Source organism: Rhodococcus sp. NPDC058521, from assembly GCF_042719695.1.
GTDB lineage: Bacteria > Actinomycetota > Actinomycetes > Mycobacteriales > Mycobacteriaceae > Rhodococcus_F.
Genome location: NZ_JBHXNL010000003.1, coordinates 340,081 through 360,625, shown reverse-complemented (window position 1 = coordinate 360,625; position 20,545 = coordinate 340,081). Strand labels below are relative to the sequence as shown.

The window sequence follows — 20,545 nt, the reverse complement described above, 5'->3', positions numbered from 1 at the left end:
GATACGTACGAGCCGATTCCCGCGAGACTTGCTCAGCGGGCGACCGGAGCCATGCGGGTGTTCAACGAGGCCGGGGTGCTCGCCGCAGCCGATGTCCACGTGGCACTGCGCCTGCAGAAGCTCGGTCGTGAGACCTCGGAACCGGTTCTATTGGCAACGGCGATGGCGGTTCGAGCGGTACGCGCCGGCTCGGTATGCCTCGACCTGACGCGATTGCAGGATGCTGCTCACGCCGGTTCCGATGGTGAAGGCGGCGTGGCCGACCTCGACGACCTTCCCTGGCCAGACGAGAACGATTTGGTCGACGCACTGCGACGGAGTCCCTTGGTGATCGGTGCGGACACGGGCCCACTGCGCCCGCTTCGCCTCGTCGATACCGACGAGGGGCCGCTGCTGTACCTGGCTCGATACTTCCGTCAGGAACAGACCATCAGACGCATCCTCGACGAACGGGCCCGTACGCGTCCGATGGTGGTGGAGAGGGTGATTCGAGAGAGTCTGGAGCGACTCTTCCCGTACGAGAACGAAGCTCCCGTCGACCGTCAGCGCGTTGCCTCTGCCCTGGCCGCGACTTCGTGGACGACGGTGGTCGCGGGCGGGCCGGGCACCGGAAAGACCCATACGGTCGCACGTATTCTCGCACTGCTCACGGAAACGAGCGACGCCCCACCACGCATCGGGTTGGCCGCCCCTACGGGCAAGGCCGCAGCGCGACTGCAGGAATCGGTGCTCGCGCAGGCCGAGTCACTGACACTGCCCGAGAACGTGCAGGCGATGACGGTGCATCGCCTGCTCGGCTGGCAACGGGGCACGACCCGGTACCGATACAACGCCGACAATCGGCTCCCGTACGAGGCGATCGTCGTGGACGAGACGTCGATGGTTTCGCTCACGATGATGTGCCGGCTCCTCGAAGCCGTCCGTTCCGACACCCGACTGTTGCTGGTGGGCGACCCCGATCAGTTGACGTCGGTCGACGCGGGAGCGGTGCTCGCGGACCTGGTGGCGAGACCCACCACGAGCATTCCGAACCCTGCTCTCGAATTGCTCGTCCCCGCGGACATGAGCGCCACGGGAACGGACGAGGCTCTGACCCAGATGGAGAGGGACCGTCTCGACGCCGGCGTCGTGAGGCTCACGCGTGGGCGGAGATTCGGCGGTGACATCGGTGAGTTGGCAGAAGCGGTGCGAGACGGCGACGCGGACAGTGCGCTCGAGATTCTGGCGCGCGGCACTTCGGGAGTGTCGTTCCATCGACCGGAGGATCTCGAAGATCTTCGAAACGACGTGGTCCGGGCATCCTTGCGTGTCCACGAGGCTGCCGAGAAGGGTGACGCTTCGGGCGCTCTCACCGCACTCGAGTCACACCGCCTGCTGTGTGCGCATCGTGACGGACCGTTCGGAGTGGAGCGGTGGGCAGCGCGGGCAGTCGGCTGGGTCGGCGAAGCGACCGGACGGCGGCTCGACCCACATCAGTGGTACCCCGGGCAACCCCTCCTCGTGACCGCGAACGATTACGAGGCGCGGATCTACAACGGCGACGCCGGGGTCGTCGTTCGCGGTGAGAACGGCGAGCCGACTGCCGCTTTCGAACGAGGGGACGGAATCTTCCTTCGGCATCCGAGCCTGCTGTCGGCTGTCCAGACGGTATACGCGATGACGATTCACCGTAGTCAGGGCAGTCAGTACGACACCGTGTCCGTGGTGCTTCCCGACGAAAAGTCGGCTCTCCTGACCCGAGAACTGCTGTACACGGCCATTACCCGTGCGCGAACACACGTTCGCCTCATCGGAACCGAAGAGGCAATCCGGGCCGGGATCGAAAGACGAGTACTCCGCGCGAGCGGACTGCGCCGCGACATTCGCCCCTACGACGGGCTCAGTTCGACAGCACGGCCTTGAGGAAGGTGCGGGTGCGTTCCTGGGTCGGATTGGTGAAGATGTCCGTGGGAGGACCTTCTTCGACGATCTTCCCCTGGTCGAACACGAGGACTCGGTCGGCTACATCACGGGCGAAGCCCATTTCGTGCGTGACGATCAGCATCGTGATGTCGGTGGTCTTCGCAACGTTGCGCAGAACGTCGAGCACGTCGGCGACGAGTTCCGGGTCGAGGGCAGAGGTGACCTCGTCCAGCAGCAGGATGTCCGGGTCCATCGCCAACGCACGCGCAATGGCGACGCGTTGCTGCTGGCCGCCCGACAGCGTCGTCGGATGGGCGTCTTCCTTGTCCGCCAATCCGACTGTCTCGAGGAGTTCGCGCGCCCTCGCCTGCGCTTCCTGCTTGCTGCGTCCGAGAACGTGAATCGGTGCCTCCGTGATGTTCTCGATCACGGTCATGTTCGGGAACAGGTTGAACTGCTGGAACACCATGCCGATCTTCTTGCGCACTCCGCGCAGATACTTCTCGGACGGTGCGACGAGCTTGCCGTTCTTCGGTTCGTGGGAGAGCGGCTCGCCTTCGACCCAGATCACGCCGTCGTTCGCCTTCTCGAGTGTCATGAGCAGGCGCAGGATGGTCGTCTTGCCGGAACCACTCGGTCCGATGAGTGCCACGCGCTCACCCTGCCGAACCTTGAAATCCAGGTGATCGAGCACGACGTGGTCCCCGAACTGCTTGACGACCTTCTCGAAGAGGATCATCGCGTCCCCGGAGTCGGTGTGGTGGGGTGCCCTGTTGCTCGCGTCGGCCGCGTCAGTAGACAAGAGACTTCTCCAGTTTCCGAATGAGGATGGACGTGGGGTAGCTGGCGAGGAGGAAGATCACGCCGGCAATGGTGATCGGCTCCAGGTACTGGAATGTGCGCGCACCGTACTGCTGTGCGGCGGTCACCATTTCGACGACGGTGATCGCGAACAGGAAAGGCGTGTCCTTGAACATGGAGATCGCGTAGTTGCCCAGAGCAGGGAGCGTGCTTCGGATGGCCTGCGGCAGGATGATCGCTCGCCACGTCCTCGTCTGCGGGAGAGACAGCGCTCGCGCAGCTTCCCACTGGCCGGGCGGAACGGCGTCGATACCCGCTCTATAGACCTCTGCCATGTACGTCGAGTAATGAATGCCGAGTACCGCGATGCCGATCTGCAGCGGACTGAACTGGGGAAGCAGATAGTAGACGAACAGCAACTGCACCACGAGAGGTGTCAGACGGATGAACTCGGTGACGGCGCGTAGCGGCATCGTGACGAACTTCGGGGCGGATTGCCGAACAACCGCTATCGCCAGGCCGATGACTGCGGCGAGGACGAAACCGAGCACGGTGGCGAGCAGCGTGATCTTGAACCCGTCCAGGAGGATCGGGATGGAATCGGCCGCACGTTCCCAACTCCACTGAACGTTCATCGGCCGACCCCCACGCTCTCGTCGACCTTCTCCGGTCGCACCCGCAGCACATCCTTCATCGAAGGTCCGACGCCGAGTCGACTCTTTGCCCGCACCTCGAGCAGGTTCATGATCAGCGTGAGAATGTAGGCGAAAACGAAGTACAGAATCAGCCCGACCCCGAACGAGAAGATCGTGTCACCGGTACCGCGCCGCAGCTGCTCGATCTGGTAGGTGAGGTCCTGCAGCAGAATGAAACTGGCCAGGGCGCTGCCCTTCATGAGCTGGATCAACAGGTTCGTGAGCGGCGGAATCATCTGCGCCCACGCTTGCGGGAACACCACGCGGTGCATCCGTTGCCACGGAGTGAAGTTCAGCGCGACGGCCGCTTCCGATTGCGGGCGTGGGACGGCGGCGATCGCGCCGCGCACGACCTCCGCACCGTAAGCCCCGTAGTTGAGGCCGAGAGCGAGGATTCCGCAGAACGTGGGGTCGAGCTGGTAGCCGAGCAGCGGCAGCACGTAGAACAGCCAGAAGAGCTGCACCAGAAGCGAAGTACCGCGGAAGAACTCGACGACCACCCTGGCCGGCACGCGCACGTACGCGTGCCGGTTGGTGGACGCGAGGCCGAGCACGACCGCGAGGATCATCGCAAGGGCCGCCCCGCCCAGAGTCAGGATGATCGTGACGACCATGCCGTCCCACAGACGGGGTAGCGCGTCGATCAGTGCATCGACATTACTGTTCACAGTGTTTGAGCCTGTTCGGTGTCGAACGATGGTGAAAGGACGGGATTATGCGGTGCCCTCGCACAGCGCCGCTGTCGTCAGGTTCGGGTCGGGAAGCTCCGCTTCGGTGAAGCCGAAGGGTCCGACGATGGACAGGTACTTCTCGGGATCTGACGTGATCTTGGCGAGCTCCTCGTTGTACGCGTCGAGGAGTTCCTCGTCGTCCGTGCGGAACACGGTCGCACCGGCGCCGACCTGTGGCTTTCCGTCGATGTCGGCGACGAACGACGGGGTCACGTCGACCGGTGCATCCGGGTTGTTGTTCTTCATCCAGTTCAAGGAGATGGCAGTGAGAGCGAACGCGTCGGCACGGCCCGAGGTGACGGCGTCCATGCCGTCCTGAGCGCTCGCGACCTGGATCGCCTCGATACCGAGTGAATCGGCATAGTCGGACTCGATGGCGCCGGTCATGGTGGCGAGTCGAATGCCGCTGTCCTTCACGGTCTGCATGTCGGTGACGTTCCGCGGATTGCCGGTCGGAACCATCAGCGCCGTCGTGTAGTTGAACTCGGGGTCGCTGAACGCCGCCTGCTCGCAGCGCTGGGGGAGGATTGACATGCCGGCACTCACGACGTCGAATCGGTTTGCCTGCAGACCCGGGATCAGCGCGCCGAAGTCGGCGTTCACGCCCTCGACTGTATCGATGCCCAGCTTGCCGAAGATCTCACGGTGCAGTGCGACGGTGGCGCCGGTGAGTTGACCGTTCTCCTCGAAGCTGTACGGGGCTTCGCCCGCGAACCCGACGGTGATCGTGCCCTTGTCCTGCAGGGACTGGAGATGGTTGCTGTCGTCGCCCGTGTCGGTGGACGTACAAGCCGTGATGCTGCCTGCCAGCAGGGCGAATCCCGACAGCGCGACGACAGATCGCTTCCCGGCGAATCGATGAAGCAAGGTGCGTGCCATGAGGTGGAGCCTTCCGGTCGCAGTCGGGGTCGTGGCTCGTGAGCCGACGTGAACTGCGCCGAGCCCCGCCCCGTCTCGTTAAGTTTGAACGAACGTAACACGGGGACAGAAGGTTCCGAGCGAAATGGCTAGCAATGGAAACGAAGTTGTAACGATGACGGCGAAAACGGACTGATCGGACGACTCGGGCAGGTGTCCGAACCTCTCGAGACTCGGGTGCGCTTCGGGCGTGTCACCGTTCGAAGGTGGCGTCCAAGGCGTGCGACAGATCTGCGATGAGATCGTCGGGGTCCTCGAGGCCGACCGACATCCTCAGGTGCCCGTAGGCCCGGAAGGGTTCCGGGTACGCGGTCACCCGGGGTCCACTGGTGCCGACGTGGACGATGAGCGTCTCGTCGTGCCCTACGGACACGGCCGAGGTGATCAGAGCGAGGTTGGCCACGAACCGATTCTGGGTATCGGGGTCGCCGTCGACAGCGAAGGCCATGACCGATCCGAAACCCCTACCGCCGAACTGTTTCTCGGCCAGTTCGTGCTCGGGGTGCGACGGTAGCCCCGGATACGCTACGTAGGCGACCCGTGGGTCGGCATCCAGGAACTCGGCCACGCGTCGGGCCGAGGCGAGGTGCTGTCGCAGCCGGAGCGGCAGGGTGACCGAACCGCGGGTGATCAACCAGGCGTTGAACGGGGAGATCACGCCGCCCACGTCGACCATCGCGTCCGCCTTGATGGGTGCGACGAGTTCCGCGGACCCGACGATCGCTCCGCCCATGGCGTCCCCGTGGCCGTTGACGAACTTGGTAAGCGAGTGCACGACCAGGTCCGCACCGTCCCGGATCGGGCGATACAGCGGCGGTGGGGTGAACGTGGAATCGACCGACAGGATCGCGCCCGCGTCGTGTGCGATGTTCGCGAGCGCAGCGATGTCGGTGACCCGCGTCGTGGGGTTTGCGATTGCTTCCACATGCACGAGCTTGGTGTTCGGTTGCACTGCCGCACGTACCGCTTCGTGATCGGTGCTGTCCACGAACGTGGCACGAATGTCGTAGCGTTGCGGCAGAAGTTCGGTGAACAGGCGCCAAGTGGCCTCATAGGTGATGTCCGAGACGATCACGTGGTCGCCCGAGCGCAGATGGGTGAAGAACACCGCATGCAGGGCTGCGACTCCCGAGGCCAGCACCAAGGCGTCCTCACCGCCGTCGAGGGCGGCCAGCTTCTCCTGCAACAGCAACTGGTTGGTCCCCGAGTTTCGCGTGTACAGGGGCGGGTCGGTACGCGACCAGCTGATGTCCGCCGGGTCCTCGGGCAGCGTGTACGAGTTTGCAAGCACCAACGGAGAGCGGATGGCTCCCGTGCCGGGGTCCACCCGATTGCCGCCGTGCACTGCCAACGACTCGAAGGCGAGTGATTCCGGAAGGTGCTTGTCGGGGCGCTGCGTTGTCATGATTCGAACCTACAACTCGGCACCGCTCACAATCCGGCGGCGGCTGCCAAGCCTGGCAGGTACTCGCGGGGCTGTCCGAAGAGCTGCGCACTGCCGTGTGCCCGTTTGAAGTACAGCTGGGCGTCGTGCTCCCATGTGATCGCGATGCCTCCGTGTAACTGCACGGCCTCGGACGCCACCATTCGAAAGGCATCCGAGCAGTACACCTTGGCGATCGCCGCGTCTTCCGCGGACCCGGAGCGCGCCGCTGCGTACGACATCGATCGTGCGGTCTCCACGAGTGCGTACATGTCGGCCATGCGATGTTTGAGAGCCTGGAACGAGCCGATCGCCCTGCCGAACTGCTTGCGCGACTTCGCGTATTCGACGGTCTGTTCCATCGCGACCGCTGCTGCACCAACCTGTTCCGCGGACAACGCGATCAATGCGAGTGTCCGTAGCCGGTCCGCGAGGTCCGCAGGACCACCGAGGTGCCGTGCCGACGCACCGTCGAACGTGACCGTGGACAACGTGCGCGTGGGATCCATGGTCGGTACCCGGCGGCGTGCGACTCCGTCGGAAGCGGGGTCCACCTCGAAGAGTCCGTCCTCGGTGACCACCAGGAGTGTGTCCGCGATGTCGCCACCGAGCACGTACGACGCCACGCCTTCGAGGACTGTTCCGTCGGTCCGGATGCCGTAGTCACTCCAACCGCTCTCGTTCGCCCAGCAAAGGGCCAGCGTGGATTCGCCGGCAGCCAGGGTCGGGAGCAGCCGCGCGCACGCCTCGCTGTTTTCAGACAGCAGGACGGCGTGCGCACCCAGGATCGCGGATCCGAGCATGGGTGACGGGGTGAGGGAGCGCCCCAGCTCTTCCTGGACGACGTGGACTTCGCCGTATCCGGCCCCCACGCCGTCGTACTCCTCGGGGATCGCGAGCGCCGCAACGCCGATCTGCCCACACAACCTCGCCCACAGCTGTTCGTCGTAGCCGTTCGCGGAGTCGATCGCCTTGCGGACGGCGGCCGGGTCGGAGTGCTTGTTCAACAGGTCCCGCACCGATGCGCGCAGGGCTGCCTGTTCTTCGGTGTCGACGCTCATTTCGCACTCACCAGCGCTGCAGTCACGCGGCGACGGTGCATCGCCGGCGTTCCCCACGCTGTGGCCAGCGCACGAACCTTCGTCAGCCACAGAGACAGATCGTGTTCCTGCGTGTAACCGATGGCGCCGTGCACCTGCAGGCCCACGCGAGCCGCCAGATACGCGGCGTCACCGCAGGCGACCTTGGCAGCCGAGACGTCACGCGCGGCGTTCGGCGAACCGTCCCGGACGGCGAGCGCCGCACCGTGAAGCAGCGGCCGCGACATTTCGAGTGCAACGGCGGCGCCCGCCAGGTGATGCTTGATTGCCTGCAACGAGCCGATGACTCGGCCGAACTGCTTGCGCTGCTTTGCGTATTCGGTGGTCGTCTCCAGGAGAGTCTGGCCGAGACCCTGCAGCTGGGCAGCCGTGGCGAGTGCTCCGAGGTCGAACGCGGCGTCGAAGTCGCTCCGGCCGAGTACCTCACCGGCGGTGAGTGGGAACAGTCTGCGAGCCGCGTCCACGGAGGCTTTCGCGTCACCGATCTGCCCGATGGACACGGAACCAGCGTCGACCAGCAGGGCGAGGCGCGCCGCATCGGCGTCCACGGCGTAGGGCACGTGCGGAGCCGCTGCCACTGTTGCCAGATCCCCGGAGGCGAGTGCGGGCAGTCGATCCGGCGCGGTCGTGGCGAGCAGTGCCGGCGCGACGGCGGTCGTCTCCACGACCGGTCCCGGAACGGCGTGGCGCCCCAACTGCTCGATCGCGACCACGAGGTCCACGGCGTCCGCTCCGAGCCCGTCGTGCTCCTCGTCGACGAGCAGTCCGTTGACACCGGTCTCCGCGAGGCGTTTCCACACCTCGAGGCCGGGGCCGGTGTCGCCTGCGTTCCACGAACGAATCACGGCGGGCATGTCGGCCTTCGACAGCAGGGCGTCGATACTCGACGCGAAGTCCTGGTGGGAGGAATCGAGCGCGAATCTCATCGGTCCGCCTTCGGTAGGCCGAGCAGTCGCTCGGCGATGACGTTCTTCTGGATCTCGTTGGTGCCGGCGTAGATCGGGCCGGACAGGGAGAACAGGTACCCGTCCGTCCATGGATCGGCGAGCTCCGCCTCGGGGCCCTGCAGCTCCAGCGCTGTCTCGTGGGTGGCGATGTCCCACTCCGACCAGAACACCTTGTTGATGGATGATTCGGCGCCGAGTTGGCCGCCGTCGGCCAGACGTGTCACCGTCCCGAACGTGTTGAGCTGGTAGGCGCGGGCACCGATCCAGGCATCCGCCAGCCGGTCCCCGAGCGCTGCGTCGTCGGTCCGCCCGCTCTTCTCGTACAGACTCACCAGACGGTCCACGGTGGCGAGGAAGCGGCCGGGGCTACGTAGCGAGAGCCCGCGTTCGTTCGAGGCGGTGCTCATGGCTACGCGCCAGCCTTGGTCCACGGCACCGATCACGCCGGAACTTCCAGGTTCTGCCGGGTCGTCGGGAACGAAGACGTTCTCGAGGAAGATCTCCGCGAAGCCAGGCTCGCCGTCGAGTTGGTCGATGGGCCTGATCGTGATGCCCTCGGACTTCAGGTCGAACATGAAGTAGGTGATGCCCTTGTGGCGCTGGGCCTCCGGGTCGGTGCGGAAAAGACCGAATCCCCAGTCCGCAAAGCTCGCGCGCGAACTCCACGTCTTCTGCCCGTTCAGAACCCAGCCGCCGTCCACTCGCTTCGCCGACGAACGGAGGCTCGCGAGGTCACTGCCCGATTCCGGCTCCGACCAAGCCTGCGCCCAGATGTCGTCGGCGCGTGCCATGCGCGGCATGATCCGGTCGAGCTGCTGCTGATTCGCGTGCTCGAAGAGAGTGGGGGCCAGCAGGAAGATTCCGTTCTGACTCACGCGCCCCGGGGCGCCGGATCGGTAGTACTCCTCCTCGAAGATCACCCATTCGAGCAGGCTCGCATCCCGGCCACCGAGTTCCTTCGGCCACGACACGACCGACAACCGCGCGTCCGCGAGAGTGCGTTCCCACTCGCGATGGGCCTCGAACCCCTCTGCGGTGTCCATCGACGGAAGAGACTGGGCAGGAACGTTCTTCGTGAGGAAGTCCGCCACCTCGGTGCGGAAGGACTCGGTGGCTTCGTCGAATTCGAGGTCCACTACTTCGTCCTTCCCTCGGGTGCCTTGGCGCCGGCGGCCATCGACTTGGCGTTCTGACCGCCCAGCGAATCGGCGCCGACCTCGGCATTGTGCGCGTGCGCGAAGTGGTGCAGACCGAAGACGGAGTCCATCCCGTTCCGCATCCCCATCTGGTCCTCGCTCTGGTTGACGGCCTTCTTCGTCAGGGCGAGCCCGAGCCGTGGCATCGCGGAGATGCGTTCGGCGATCGCGAAGGTTTCCTTCTCGAGGTCGTCGCGCGGCACGACTTTGTTCACCATGCCGACCTCGTAGGCGCGCTGCGAGGTGAAGCGATCTCCGGTGAACAGCATTTCCTTCGCGAATCGCGGCCCCACCATCCACGGATGGGCGAAGTATTCGACGCCCGGAATGCCCATGCGAACAACGGGGTCCGAGAAGAACGCATCCTCGGACGCCACGATCATGTCGCACACCCAGGCCAGCATGAGGCCACCCGCGATGCAGGCGCCCTGCACCATCGCGATGGTCGGCTTCGGGATCTCTCGCCAACGGCGGCACATCCCGAGATATACCTCCATCTCGCGTGCGAACCGCTGGTCCCCGCCGACCTTGTCGACGTGGTCCCACCACATGACGGCCTTGTTCTCGTAGTGCACGTGATGGTCACGTCCGGGTGTTCCGATGTCGTGACCTGCACTGAAGTGCTTGCCGTTTCCGGCGAGCACAATCACCTTCACGTCGTCGTCTTCCACCGCACGCTCGAACGCGGCGTCCAGCGCATAGGTCATCACGGAGTTCTGGGCATTGCGGTAGTCGGGACGGTTGAGCGTCACCACCGCCACCCCGTCACGCACCTCGTAGGTGACGACTTCGCCTTCGTCGGGGACGGTCATGAAATCTCCTCACGCAGAACATTTTTGAGAACCTTGCCGGAAGGGTTGCGCGGTAACGCGTCTACGAACCGAACGTCCTTCGGAATCTTGAACTTGGCCAGACGGTCGCGGCAGAACTCCAGGACGTCCGCTTCCGCGATCTCGGCGCCGGGGAGCTTGACCACGACGGCACGCCCGACCTCGCCCATGCGCTCGTCTGGAACGCCGATGACCGCCGACTCGGCGAGGCCGGTGATGCGGGCGAGCGTCTGCTCGACTTCGGCCGGGTAGACGTTGAATCCGCCCGATATGTACATGTCCTTCAGACGATCCGTGATGTCGACGTAACCACGGTCGTCGATCGTCGCGACGTCACCGGTGTGCAACCAGCCGTCGGCGTCGATCGTCTTGGCCGTCGCCTCGGGATCGTCGAGGTAACCGAGCATCACGTCGGGACCGCGGAGCAGCAGTTCGTCCTGCTCGCCGAGTCGGATCTCCATACCGGGAACCGCGCGTCCCGAGCTGGACGAGATGGTTTCCGGGTCGTCGCCGCTGCGGCACATGGTGGCGACCACTGCCTCGGTCTGCCCGTAAGCGGTGAGGACAGCCTCGAATTCGAGTTCCTTCTGCATGCGCTCCACGAGCGCGACGGGGACCGGAGCGGCTCCCGTCACGGCGACCCGGAGGCTGCCCAGGTTGTAGTCGCTGCGGTTGGGATGATCCAGTATCGACTGATAGATGGTAGGGGCGCCGGGAAGCACGCTGATCTGCTCGTCGTGAATCTTCGTCATCACCTTCGGGACGTCGAAGACCGCCATCGGGACGATGGTCGCGCCGGCGAGCAGGCACACCAGAATTCCAGCCTTGTATCCGAAGCTGTGGAAGAACGGGTTGATGATCAGGTAGTTGTCGTGCGCGACAATCTCCGCGCACTCGGCCCACGCGATGGCAGCGCCCATGGTCTGGCGGTGCGCGGTGAGAACGCCCTTGCTCTTCCCGGTCGTGCCCGACGTGAACAGGATGTCCGCCACGTCGTCGGGGGAGACGGCACGCGCACGCCGGTCCACCTCGGCGCACAGGTCGGGGGTGGCCATCGCAAGGAAGGCGTCGAAGTCGATCACGGAATCGTCCGGCGCATCGGAATCGCCGAGAGGGATTCGGATCACGGTGCCGACGGAGAATGTGGTGTCGGCCGCACGGAGCTGGGCCAGGCGGTCCGCGCCGAGGAATTCGCCGACGACCACGAGCGCCGCAGCGTTCACTCGGTCGACGATCTCGGCTGCCTCGGCCCCTGTGTAGCGGGTGTTGATCGGCACCACGACGCCCCCAGCGTAGTGGATGCCCAGGGCCGAAACTATCCAGTGATGGGTGTTCGGGACCCAGACGGCGACGCGCTCGCCGGGTTGGAGGCCACGCGCGACGAGTGCTCCCGCGAAAGTCCGGACACGCTCGTGGAGTTGTGCGAACGTGAGCACGGTGTCGTTGTCGGACACGGCTGTGAGCTCGCCGAATCGATCGGCTGCCCGAACGAGGGCGGATGGTGTGGTTCTCGGATAGTCGGTCACTACGCTCCTAACCTACCTAGCAATTGCTTGGTAGGTTATCTTACAAACGTGGACCAGAGCGAGAGTCGAACCGACGAGACCGCGGACGAGCAGTTCGCGAACGATGTCAGGACGTGGCTGGCAGAGAACCTGACCGGTGATTTCGCCAAGCTGCGAGGTAAAGGCGGGCCGGGTAGTGAGCACGAGTTCTTCGAGGAACGCCTGGCCTGGGATCGTCACCTCGCCGCTGCCGGGTGGACCTGTCTGGGCTGGCCGGAGAAATACGGCGGCAAGGGTGCGAGTATCACGCAGCAGGTGATTTTCCACGAAGAGTACGCCAAGGCCGGGGCGCCGGCGCGCGTCAGCCATGTCGGTGAGGAGCTGCTCGGACCGACTCTCATCGCCTTCGGAACCGAGGAACAGAAGCAGCGCTTCCTCCCGGGGATCAACACAGTCACCGACCTGTGGTCGCAGGGCTATTCCGAGCCGGGGGCAGGCAGCGACCTCGCAAACGTGTCGACCACAGCCAGACTCGACGGTGACAAGTGGGTCGTCAACGGGCAGAAGGTGTGGACCTCTCTCGCACATGTCGCCGACTGGTGTTTCGTCGTGTGCCGGACCGAGCCGGGGTCGAAGCGGCACAAGGGCCTGAGCTTCCTGCTCGTTCCGCTCGACCAGCCCGGTGTCACCGTGCGTCCGATTCAGCAACTCACCGGCACGTCGGAGTTCAACGAGGTGTTCTTCGACGATGCCGTCACGGAGGCAAGTCTCGTGGTCGGTGAGCCGGGTGAAGGCTGGAAGATCGCGATGGGTCTGCTCACGTTCGAGCGTGGCGTATCCACCCTCGGGCAGCAGATCGGATTCGCCCGCGAACTCCGGGGGATAGTGGACATCGCCAAGGCGAACGGTGCCGATCGGGATCCCGCCGTACGCGAGAAGATCGCGCGGGCCTGGATCGGGCTTCGAGTCATTCGCGCCCACGCGGTCCGCACACTCGACGCGGTGGATGCGGGCACCGGTGGGGGAGAAGCGTCGGTCGCAAAACTGTTGTGGGCCAACTGGCATCGCGATCTCGGCGAGCTCGCCATGGAGGTCTCCGGCGCAAGCTCACTTCTCGCACCCAAGGCGAACGCGGTCGGTGAGCCGTCCGACGTCACCGACCCGGAACACCTCGAACTCGACGAATGGCAGCGGCTGTTTCTCTTCACTCGTGCCGACACGATCTACGGCGGGTCCAACGAGATTCAGCGCAACATCATCTCCGAGCGGGTGCTCGGACTACCACGAGAGGCACGACCGTGACACCTTCCATTCCTTCACCCCTCGCAGCCGTTCCGGCGGAAACCCCCGGGCACGACCTGCTCGAAGGGAAAAAGGTCGTCGTCACCGCGGCGGCCGGCACCGGCATCGGGTTCGCATCCGCCAGGCGCGCACTTCTCGAGGGTGCGGATGTGTTGGTGTCCGACTTCCACGAACGACGGCTCGGCGAGACGGTCGCGAAGCTGAAGGACGAGTTCGGCGGGCAGCAGGTCGAGGCGATCGTGTGCGACGTATCGAGCACACAGCAGGTCGATGCGTTGATCGACGGTGCGGCCGAGAAGCTGGGTCGCATCGACATCCTCGTCAACAACGCGGGGCTCGGTGGCGAGACTCCGGTTGTCGACATGACGGACGAGCAGTGGGATCGAGTCCTCGATATCACCCTCACGAGCACCTTCCGCGCGACGAGGGCCGCGCTGCGCTATTTCAAGTCGGTCGATCACAACGGAGTGCTGGTGAACAACGCGTCCGTCCTCGGGTGGCGTGCGCAGCATTCCCAGGCGCACTACGCGGCGGCCAAGGCCGGCGTCATGGCGCTCACGCGATGCAGCGCGATCGAGGCCGCGGAGTACGGGGTGCGTATCAACGCCGTCGCTCCGTCCATTGCTCGGCACGCGTTCCTCGCGAAGGTCACGAGCGAGGAGCTTCTCGACCAGCTGGCTGCGGGCGAGGCCTTCGGTCGTGCGGCGGAAGTGTGGGAAATCGCGGCCACGATTGCGATGCTGGCAAGTGACTACACCACTTACCTCACCGGTGAAGTCGTCTCGATCTCCTCGCAGCGCGCATAGGCGGCTCCGCCGCCTGTGAGTGGCCAGCGAGTTCAGGGACTCGTCAACCACTCACAGGGGGCCAAACAAGCGCTTGGTTGATAGGATTACCTCATGAACCCACCCAAGGGAACCGACGACGCCTCCGCGAAATCCGGACGCAGAGCGGAGCTCCTCGAGCTTGCGGCCGGACTCTTCGCGGAGCGCGGACTGCGCGCAACCACCGTCCGTGACATCGCCGACGCCGCAGGAATTCTCTCGGGCAGTCTCTACCACCACTTCGACTCCAAGGAATCGATGGTGGACGAAATCCTTCGCGGATTCCTCGACGAACTGTTCGGGCGCTACCGCGAGATCGTGGCGGCCGGATTCGACAGCAGAACCACCCTCGAGGCCCTGGTGACGACATCGTACGAGTCGATCGACGCCTCCCATTCGGCGGTCGCGATCTATCAGGACGAGGCGAAGCATCTGTTCGACAACGAACGGTTCGCCTACTTGTCGGAGCTCAACACCGAATTCCGCGAACTCTGGATCGGTGTTCTGGAAGCGGGCGTGAAGGACGGCAGCTTCCGTCCGGACATCGACGTCGAGCTCGCGTATCGGTTCATGCGCGACACCGTGTGGGTTGCCGTTCGCTGGTATCGCCCCGGCGGTTCGCTCACCGCAGACGCAGTCGCAAAGCAATATCTCGCCATAGTGCTGGACGGGCTCACCGAACCGGCCACACGGAACCCCACCACACGGAATCTGGAGAAGTGATGACAGAGGCCTACATCGTCGATGCGATCCGCACGCCGATCGGAAAGAAGAAGGGCGGCCTGTCGGAAGCTCACCCCGCCGACCTCGGTGCCCACGTGATCAAGGCGATCGTCGAACGAACCGGTGTCGATCCGTCCGATGTCGACGACGTGATCTTCGGTTGCGTCGACGCGATCGGTGGACAGGCCGGCAACATCGCCCGGACGGCATGGCTCGCGGCCGGTTACCCGGAAGCTGTGCCCGGCGTGACGGTCGATCGTCAGTGCGGCAGCAGCCAGCAGGCGATCCACTTCGGCGCTCAGGCGATTCTGAGTGGCACCGCCGATCTGATCGTCGCGGGCGGGGTTCAGAACATGACCCGCATTCCCATCTCCGCGGCGATGATCGTGGGCAAGGAGTACGGCTTCGACACTCCGACGAGCGGGTCGAAGGGTTGGGAAGAACGCTACGGCGACCAGGAGGTGTCGCAGTTCCGCGGCGCCGAGTTGATCGCAGACAAGTGGGACCTCAGCCGTGAGGATCTCGAGAAGTGGGCGTTGCAGAGCCACGAGCGTGCGAAGTCGGCTATCGCGGCCGGACGCTTCGAGCGCGAGATCGTGCCGTTCGGCGATGTCACCAAGGACGAGGGTCCGCGTGAGACGAGCCTGGAAAAGATGGCTTCCCTCGCGCCGCTGGCCGAAGGTGGCCGTCTGACGGCCGCCGTGGCGAGTCAGATCTCCGATGGCGCGAGTGCGTTGCTTCTCGCGTCCGGTCAGGCCGTGGAGAAGTTCGGGCTCACCCCGCGTGCGCGCATTCATCACCTCAGCGCTCGCGGCGACGACCCTATCTTCATGCTCAGTGCCCCGATCCCGGCCACCAAGCATGCCCTCGAGAAGACAGGCCTCACGATCGACGACATCGATCTGATCGAGATCAACGAGGCATTCGCCCCTGTCGTCCTGGCGTGGATCAAGGAACTCGGTGCCGACCCGGCGAAGGTCAACGTCAACGGTGGCGCTATTGCGCTCGGACACCCGCTCGGTGCGACGGGGACCAAGCTCATGGCCACCCTCGTCAACGAACTCGATCGAATCGAAGGGCGCTACGGCCTGCAGGTGATCTGTGAGGGCGGGGGCACCGCCAACGTCACCATCATCGAACGCGTCTGACCTGCATTTCCCGCCCCCGACCCCGGCGAATGTCACACCGGTTCAGCTCACGCGAACCGGTGTGACATTCGTCCGGGGAAGGTTGCTCTCTGTCACGATCCGGTCACGAGGCCGCTAGGGTGGGGCGTTGACCCGTAGCCGATCCCGAAAGTACGAACTCTTGATGCAGATTCGATCGAAGGCCGAAGCTCACCCGGTAGCCACCGCGTTGATCGCGGTCGGAACGATCATTTCGCTGTTCATGATCGTCGACTACGTGGTCGAAGCCGCGACGGGTTACCTGATGGATCTCTCGGTGTTCCGCGACGCCGGAGGTGCCTTCCTCCACGGGCTTCCGCTGTATTCGGACGACTTCCCGAGTACGTCCGGCTTCAGGTTCATCTACGCTCCGTTCGCAGCAATTCTGTTCGCACCAATGGCGGACGTGAATCAGACGGCGCTCCAGGTCGGGTGGTGCGCGATGAACCTCGTGCTGGTGTGGTGGACGCTCAAGATGGTGTTCGCCAAGCTGCAGTTTCAGCGTTCGTCGATGGTTGCGCTTGCCACGCTCGGTCCGGTCCTGCTCCTCGAGCCGATGCGGTCCAACTTCGCATTCGGCCAGGTCAACATCATTCTCATGGCGCTCGTCGTCGCGGATCTGACCGGCGTCATCCCGCGTCGGTTCCGCGGTATCGCCATCGGTCTCGCCACCGCCATCAAGATCACGCCCGGAGCGTTTCTGCTCGTGCTCCTCGTGCGCCGGGACTTCCGCTCCGTCGGACGGTCGATCGGTGCGGTGCTGGCCACAATCCTGCTCGGGTTCTGGGTTCTGCCCGACTCGTCCAAGTGGTTCTGGACGGCGGAGTTCTTCTCCACCGGCCGCGCCGGCCCGCCGACGTTCTTCCGGAATCAGGCGATCACAGGGCTCCTGGCGCGTCTCGGGGCCGACGGCATGCTCGAGAGCGTCCTGTGGGGTCTCGCCGTGATGATCGTGGTTGCGGCCACCGCGTGGGCCGCTTATCGCTTCTCGAGGGCGGGAGAGCACGTCGTCGCACTCGGCATCGTTGCTCTCGGGTCGTTGCTCGCCGCGCCGATCGCCGTCACACATCACTGGACGTACAGCATCCTCCTGGTCCCGCTGCTGTTGGCACCTCAGTACCGCAGCTGGCGCCCGCTGATAGGCATTGCGACCGTCATCTGGTTGATCGGTCCGAACTACGTGCTCAACACCGAGACGTCAGGCTGGGTCGAGGGTGCGGTCGTCGAGCTCGTCGGCAGCTCTCAGTGCCTGATTGCGATGGTGCTCATGGTGGCCGCTGTGGTCGCGGCGAAGTCTCGCAAGCCCGTCGACGAGGCGCCGTCGGTCGAGGGATTGCGGGAAGACGTACTCGAGCCTGCCCGTTCCTGACATGTGACGATCGACACAACTCGGCGCTATCGTCGAGACATGTGCAGAAATATCACCGAACTGCGCGGGCTCGAGCCGGCCGCGACTTCCGAGGAGATCGAGGCGGCTGCGCGACAGTACGTACGCAAAGTGAGCGGAATTCAGAAGCTGTCGGATGCCAACCGGGAGCCGTTCGAGAAGGCTGTGGCGGTCGTTGCTGCCGCGACCACCGAACTGCTGGCGGCGGTGCCGCAGCGGAGGCAGCCACCGAAGACGGTTCCGCCGCTCCGTCGGCCAGAGGTGCAGGCTCGTATCGCCGCCAAGGCTGCGGCCGCCAGCTGACCCGCCCCCGACGAATGTCACACCGGTTTGCGTGAGCTGAACCGGTGTGACATTCGTCGAAAAAAGGGGGAGATCAGGAGCGGAGGGCGGTCAGGGCGTCGATGCGTTTCACCGCATCCGCGACGATTCCGTCGATGAGTTCCTGGCACGACGGCAGATCGTCGAGCATGCCCACCACCTGCCCGGAGGCGAGGACGCCGGCCGCGGTGTTGCCCTCGACCAGTCCGGCTTTCAGTAGCATCGGGGTGTTGGCGGCCATGATGATCTGTTGCCACGTCCGGTCGCCGGACTTCTTCATCGCCAGCCCGTCCTTGACGAGGGACGACCATTTCATGCCGGTCATCGACTTGAACTTCGACGCGTTCTTGGCCGCGGCGAGCAGGCCACGCACGTTGCCGGAATGTTCGAGGCTGTCGACGAGTTCGGTGTTCAGGACTCGGTGCGGCATCCCGTCGACCTTTCGGGTAACGGTGGTGTCCTGAAGTCCGCGGGACAAGTATTGCTGTTTCACGGAGTCCGGGACGGAGCTGTCGCTCGTGAGCAGGAACCGGGTTCCCATCGCCACTCCGGCAGCACCGTAGGAGAGCGCGGCCGCGAGGCCGCGCCCATCGAAGAAGCCGCCCGCAGCGACGACTGGAATGTCGACGGCATCGAGAACGGACGGCAACAGCAGCGTTGTCGCCACGCCGCCGGTGTGGCCGCCGCCCTCGCCGCCCTGCACGATCACGGCGTCCGCGCCCCAGGAAGCGACCTTGACGGCGTGCTTGGCAGCGCCGATCGACGGCACGACGACGACACCGTTTTCCTTGAGCTTCGCGATCAGTTCCTTCTTGGGTGCCAACGCGAACGACGCGACGCGCACCTTCTCGCGGATGAGTAGATCGATGCGCTGGGGAGCATCGGCGGCGTCGGCGCGAATGTTCACGCCGAACGGCTTGTCGGTGAGGCTCTTGGTCTTCGCGACAGCCGCCTCGAGTTCCTCGTACGTCATCGTGGCCGACGCGAGAATGCCGAGGCCGCCCGCGTTGGCCGTCGCGGCGGTCAGGCGAGGACCCGACACCCAGCCCATACCGGTCTGCACGACGGGGTGCTCGATGCCCACCAACTCGGTGAGCGGTGTCTTCAGGTGCGCGGTCACACCGTCACCTCACGGTCCCGAAGGCTTCGGGGGTCGAGAACCTCGCGGATGATGGTCAGTTCCTCGTCGGTCGGTTCACGGGTGACACCCGCGCCGTCGAGTCCGGCAATCTCGAAGGACGTGTTCTCGGCGACGTCGTCGGCGCTGACTCCCGGATGCAGGGTCAGTGCGCGCATTGTGTGGTCCGGTCCGCCGAAGTCGAAGACTCCAAGATTGGTGACCACCCGGGCCAGGTCGAGGAATCGGTAGGCCGGGTTGTCCGGATCGACCTGGTCGTAGCCGATCCCCGACACGACGTCCACCTTGTCGCAGAACACCCGAGACGAATGCTTGCCTACCCAGTAGCTGGTGGGGTGATTGATGGTGTTGCCGGGCGCGCCGCGCACGCCGAACATCTGACGCGTGGGCTGCTGCAGCGGGCCGAACGCAGAGAGGTTCTGATTTCCGTGGCGGTCGATCTGGTTCGCCCCCATCACCACGTGGCGACGACCGGAGGCCACGACGTCGAACACCTTGCGGAAGGGCATCCAGCCCTCGATGTCGGCCTTGGCGCCGACGGCCGGAGTGTCGGCGAAGATCAGGGCTTCGCCGTCGGTGATGAGCAGGTCTGGTTCGGTGGTCAGGCGCGCCAGACGAGCGCCGATGAGCGGCACCGTTGCCATCGGGCTGGCCATGATTTCACCTGCACCGGAGAAGATCTCGGCGCATGCGATCACGCAGTACTCCGCCCGGGTGACGGCGGTGGTGGTTTCGCTCATGACTGGTTCTCCTGTCCGAACTTCGTCGCGGCGGCCTGGTAGTCGTCCTCGCCGCCGGAGAGGTAGGTGTCCACGAACTTCTGCCAGGACTCGGGATCCTTCGCCGACTCTGCGTAGTGGCGCTGAAACTTCTCGTCGCGGCCGTAGCTGTCGCCGGCGAGTGTGAAGTGAGCACCGTTCGGGGCCTCGACGACTCCATCGACCATCATGCGGTTGAGGATCAGGTTGGGCAGCGGCACGGTCTTGACCAGTTCTTCGGTCTCCACGACACGCTCGACGGAGACGTATCGCTTTTCGGCTGCGGCGCAGTAGAGGTCGTCGAAGTACGGGTCGACGCCGGTGTAACCGGCGTTGCCGTGCTTGTCACCGATGTTCAGATGAACCAGCGCCGCATCGAGATTCAGAGCCGGCATGGCGATCAGCGTCTCGGTCCTGCCGTCGGCGTTCGGGTAGGGGGATTCGACGGTCTTCAGCTCGTCACCCCAGAAGGTGCGGACATCCGAGCCGAGACCGGCACGGATCGGGAGGAACGGCAGCCGTGCGCCGGCGGCCTCGAGTCCGCACTTGATCATGCCCTCGTCCATCTCGCGGGCCTCGATCTCACCGCCGGTGCGCGCCTTGGCGAACCAGGGATCGTAGAAGGGCTTCGAGTCCAGGGAGACGAAACCGTAGTACGCCTTCTTCACCTTGCCTGCCGAGCACAGCAGACCGAGGTCCGGTCCGCCGTACGTCACGACGGTGAGATCCTTGATGTCGGAGCGCAGAATCGCGCGGATCAGGGCCATCGGCTTACGGCGCGATCCCCAGCCGCCGATGCCGATGGTCATTCCGCTGCGAAGCTCGCCGACCACGTCGTCGAGTGACATCCTCTTGTCACGCTTGCCGGCCATGTCGAG

20 protein-coding genes are annotated in these 20,545 nt (G+C 64.8%); 7 read left to right on the top strand and 13 right to left on the bottom strand.

The features are described 5' to 3' along the window. Nucleotides 1-51 precede the first annotated feature (51 nt). The gene (gene recD / locus ACFWO3_RS08095; RefSeq protein ID WP_378575927.1) at nucleotides 52-1,902 is read left to right on the top strand and encodes an exodeoxyribonuclease V subunit alpha; all 1,851 of its coding nucleotides are present in this window, start codon (nucleotides 52-54) and stop codon (nucleotides 1,900-1,902) included. Here the strand turns inward: recD and ehuA are convergent. The 10 genes from ehuA to ACFWO3_RS08045 form a co-directional block, all read right to left on the bottom strand. After that, the gene (gene ehuA, locus ACFWO3_RS08090) at nucleotides 1,880-2,641 is read right to left on the bottom strand and encodes an ectoine/hydroxyectoine ABC transporter ATP-binding protein EhuA (RefSeq protein WP_378575925.1); all 762 of its coding nucleotides are present in this window, start codon (nucleotides 2,639-2,641) and stop codon (nucleotides 1,880-1,882) included. The genes recD and ehuA overlap by 23 nt on opposite strands. A gap of 52 nt (nucleotides 2,642-2,693) precedes the next feature. Then, nucleotides 2,694-3,338 (bottom strand): ectoine/hydroxyectoine ABC transporter permease subunit EhuD, encoded by a 645-nt coding sequence (gene ehuD / locus ACFWO3_RS08085; RefSeq protein ID WP_378575863.1) that lies wholly within the window; start codon nucleotides 3,336-3,338, stop codon nucleotides 2,694-2,696. Next, nucleotides 3,335-4,066: an ectoine/hydroxyectoine ABC transporter permease subunit EhuC gene (gene ehuC, locus ACFWO3_RS08080; RefSeq protein WP_378575861.1), complete on the bottom strand. Its 732-nt coding sequence runs from the start codon at nucleotides 4,064-4,066 to the stop codon at nucleotides 3,335-3,337. The genes ehuD and ehuC overlap by 4 nt, the downstream gene beginning before the upstream one ends. A 45-nt stretch (nucleotides 4,067-4,111) precedes the next feature. Continuing rightward, nucleotides 4,112-5,008, bottom strand: coding sequence for an ectoine/hydroxyectoine ABC transporter substrate-binding protein EhuB (gene ehuB, locus ACFWO3_RS08075; RefSeq protein ID WP_378575859.1), 897 nt, complete (start codon nucleotides 5,006-5,008; stop codon nucleotides 4,112-4,114). A 232-nt stretch (nucleotides 5,009-5,240) separates the two neighbouring features. Then, a complete protein-coding gene (locus tag ACFWO3_RS08070; RefSeq protein WP_378575857.1) occupies nucleotides 5,241-6,452 on the bottom strand; it encodes a trans-sulfuration enzyme family protein in 1,212 nt (403 codons plus the stop codon). 26 nt (nucleotides 6,453-6,478) lie between these two features. Further along, entirely contained in the window at nucleotides 6,479-7,531 is a 1,053-nt protein-coding gene (locus tag ACFWO3_RS08065; protein ID WP_378575855.1) for an acyl-CoA dehydrogenase family protein, read from the bottom strand. Then, nucleotides 7,528-8,496, bottom strand: coding sequence for an acyl-CoA dehydrogenase family protein (locus ACFWO3_RS08060; RefSeq protein ID WP_378575853.1), 969 nt, complete (start codon nucleotides 8,494-8,496; stop codon nucleotides 7,528-7,530). Before ACFWO3_RS08060 ends, ACFWO3_RS08065 begins: the two co-directional genes overlap by 4 nt. Further along, a complete protein-coding gene (locus tag ACFWO3_RS08055; protein ID WP_378575851.1) occupies nucleotides 8,493-9,653 on the bottom strand; it encodes an acyl-CoA dehydrogenase family protein in 1,161 nt (386 codons plus the stop codon). Before ACFWO3_RS08055 ends, ACFWO3_RS08060 begins: the two co-directional genes overlap by 4 nt. Further along, a complete protein-coding gene (locus ACFWO3_RS08050; RefSeq protein ID WP_378575849.1) occupies nucleotides 9,653-10,525 on the bottom strand; it encodes an enoyl-CoA hydratase in 873 nt (290 codons plus the stop codon). Before ACFWO3_RS08050 ends, ACFWO3_RS08055 begins: the two co-directional genes overlap by 1 nt. Further along, nucleotides 10,522-12,069 (bottom strand): FadD3 family acyl-CoA ligase, encoded by a 1,548-nt coding sequence (locus ACFWO3_RS08045; protein WP_378575847.1) that lies wholly within the window; start codon nucleotides 12,067-12,069, stop codon nucleotides 10,522-10,524. The genes ACFWO3_RS08050 and ACFWO3_RS08045 overlap by 4 nt, the downstream gene beginning before the upstream one ends. A gap of 48 nt (nucleotides 12,070-12,117) precedes the next feature. On the opposite strand from ACFWO3_RS08045, the gene ACFWO3_RS08040 reads away from it, so the two are divergent. The 6 genes from ACFWO3_RS08040 to ACFWO3_RS08015 all read left to right on the top strand — a co-directional run bounded on the left by ACFWO3_RS08040 (nucleotide 12,118) and on the right by ACFWO3_RS08015 (nucleotide 17,753). Next, nucleotides 12,118-13,350, top strand: coding sequence for an acyl-CoA dehydrogenase family protein (locus tag ACFWO3_RS08040; RefSeq protein WP_378575845.1), 1,233 nt, complete (start codon nucleotides 12,118-12,120; stop codon nucleotides 13,348-13,350). Next, nucleotides 13,347-14,156, top strand: coding sequence for an SDR family oxidoreductase (locus tag ACFWO3_RS08035; protein ID WP_378575843.1), 810 nt, complete (start codon nucleotides 13,347-13,349; stop codon nucleotides 14,154-14,156). The genes ACFWO3_RS08040 and ACFWO3_RS08035 overlap by 4 nt, the downstream gene beginning before the upstream one ends. 93 nt (nucleotides 14,157-14,249) lie before the next feature. Continuing rightward, nucleotides 14,250-14,897: a TetR/AcrR family transcriptional regulator gene (locus ACFWO3_RS08030; RefSeq protein WP_378575841.1), complete on the top strand. Its 648-nt coding sequence runs from the start codon at nucleotides 14,250-14,252 to the stop codon at nucleotides 14,895-14,897. Further along, nucleotides 14,897-16,045, top strand: coding sequence for an acetyl-CoA C-acetyltransferase (locus ACFWO3_RS08025; RefSeq protein ID WP_378575839.1), 1,149 nt, complete (start codon nucleotides 14,897-14,899; stop codon nucleotides 16,043-16,045). Before ACFWO3_RS08030 ends, ACFWO3_RS08025 begins: the two co-directional genes overlap by 1 nt. A 160-nt stretch (nucleotides 16,046-16,205) precedes the next feature. Further along, nucleotides 16,206-17,432 (top strand): glycosyltransferase family 87 protein, encoded by a 1,227-nt coding sequence (locus tag ACFWO3_RS08020; RefSeq protein WP_378575923.1) that lies wholly within the window; start codon nucleotides 16,206-16,208, stop codon nucleotides 17,430-17,432. Between the two features lie 39 nt (nucleotides 17,433-17,471). Next, entirely contained in the window at nucleotides 17,472-17,753 is a 282-nt protein-coding gene (locus ACFWO3_RS08015) for a DUF2277 domain-containing protein (RefSeq protein WP_378575837.1), read from the top strand. 73 nt (nucleotides 17,754-17,826) lie between these two features. Here the strand turns inward: ACFWO3_RS08015 and ipdC are convergent, their stop codons facing one another. The 3 genes from ipdC to ipdA are packed head-to-tail and all read right to left on the bottom strand — an operon-like array spanning nucleotide 17,827 to nucleotide 20,539. Then, the gene (gene ipdC, locus ACFWO3_RS08010) at nucleotides 17,827-18,891 is read right to left on the bottom strand and encodes a (3aS,4S,5R,7aS)-5-hydroxy-7a-methyl-1-oxo-octahydro-1H-indene-4-carboxyl-CoA dehydrogenase (protein ID WP_378575835.1); all 1,065 of its coding nucleotides are present in this window, start codon (nucleotides 18,889-18,891) and stop codon (nucleotides 17,827-17,829) included. Further along, complete coding sequence (gene ipdB, locus ACFWO3_RS08005; RefSeq protein ID WP_378575833.1) at nucleotides 18,888-19,649, bottom strand: cholesterol ring-cleaving hydrolase subunit IpdB; 762 nt, start codon at nucleotides 19,647-19,649, stop codon at nucleotides 18,888-18,890. The genes ipdC and ipdB overlap by 4 nt, the downstream gene beginning before the upstream one ends. Next, complete coding sequence (gene ipdA / locus ACFWO3_RS08000; RefSeq protein ID WP_378575831.1) at nucleotides 19,646-20,539, bottom strand: cholesterol ring-cleaving hydrolase subunit IpdA; 894 nt, start codon at nucleotides 20,537-20,539, stop codon at nucleotides 19,646-19,648. Before ipdA ends, ipdB begins: the two co-directional genes overlap by 4 nt. Nucleotides 20,540-20,545: the final 6 nt, after the last annotated feature.

Coding starts and splice junctions, on each gene's coding strand:
- ipdA (WP_378575831.1), bottom strand. CDS start 20,539: ATGGCCGGCAAGCGTGACAAGAGGATGTCACTCGACGACGTGGTCGGC.
- ACFWO3_RS08015 (WP_378575837.1), top strand. CDS start 17,472: ATGTGCAGAAATATCACCGAACTGCGCGGGCTCGAGCCGGCCGCGACT.
- ACFWO3_RS08050 (WP_378575849.1), bottom strand. CDS start 10,525: ATGACCGTCCCCGACGAAGGCGAAGTCGTCACCTACGAGGTGCGTGAC.
- ehuD (WP_378575863.1), bottom strand. CDS start 3,338: ATGAACGTTCAGTGGAGTTGGGAACGTGCGGCCGATTCCATCCCGATC.
- ipdB (WP_378575833.1), bottom strand. CDS start 19,649: ATGAGCGAAACCACCACCGCCGTCACCCGGGCGGAGTACTGCGTGATC.
- ehuB (WP_378575859.1), bottom strand. CDS start 5,008: ATGGCACGCACCTTGCTTCATCGATTCGCCGGGAAGCGATCTGTCGTC.
- ehuA (WP_378575925.1), bottom strand. CDS start 2,641: ATGATCCTCTTCGAGAAGGTCGTCAAGCAGTTCGGGGACCACGTCGTG.
- ACFWO3_RS08070 (WP_378575857.1), bottom strand. CDS start 6,452: ATGACAACGCAGCGCCCCGACAAGCACCTTCCGGAATCACTCGCCTTC.
- ACFWO3_RS08030 (WP_378575841.1), top strand. CDS start 14,250: ATGAACCCACCCAAGGGAACCGACGACGCCTCCGCGAAATCCGGACGC.
- ACFWO3_RS08065 (WP_378575855.1), bottom strand. CDS start 7,531: ATGAGCGTCGACACCGAAGAACAGGCAGCCCTGCGCGCATCGGTGCGG.
- recD (WP_378575927.1), top strand. CDS start 52: ATGCGGGTGTTCAACGAGGCCGGGGTGCTCGCCGCAGCCGATGTCCAC.
- ACFWO3_RS08060 (WP_378575853.1), bottom strand. CDS start 8,496: ATGAGATTCGCGCTCGATTCCTCCCACCAGGACTTCGCGTCGAGTATC.
- ACFWO3_RS08025 (WP_378575839.1), top strand. CDS start 14,897: ATGACAGAGGCCTACATCGTCGATGCGATCCGCACGCCGATCGGAAAG.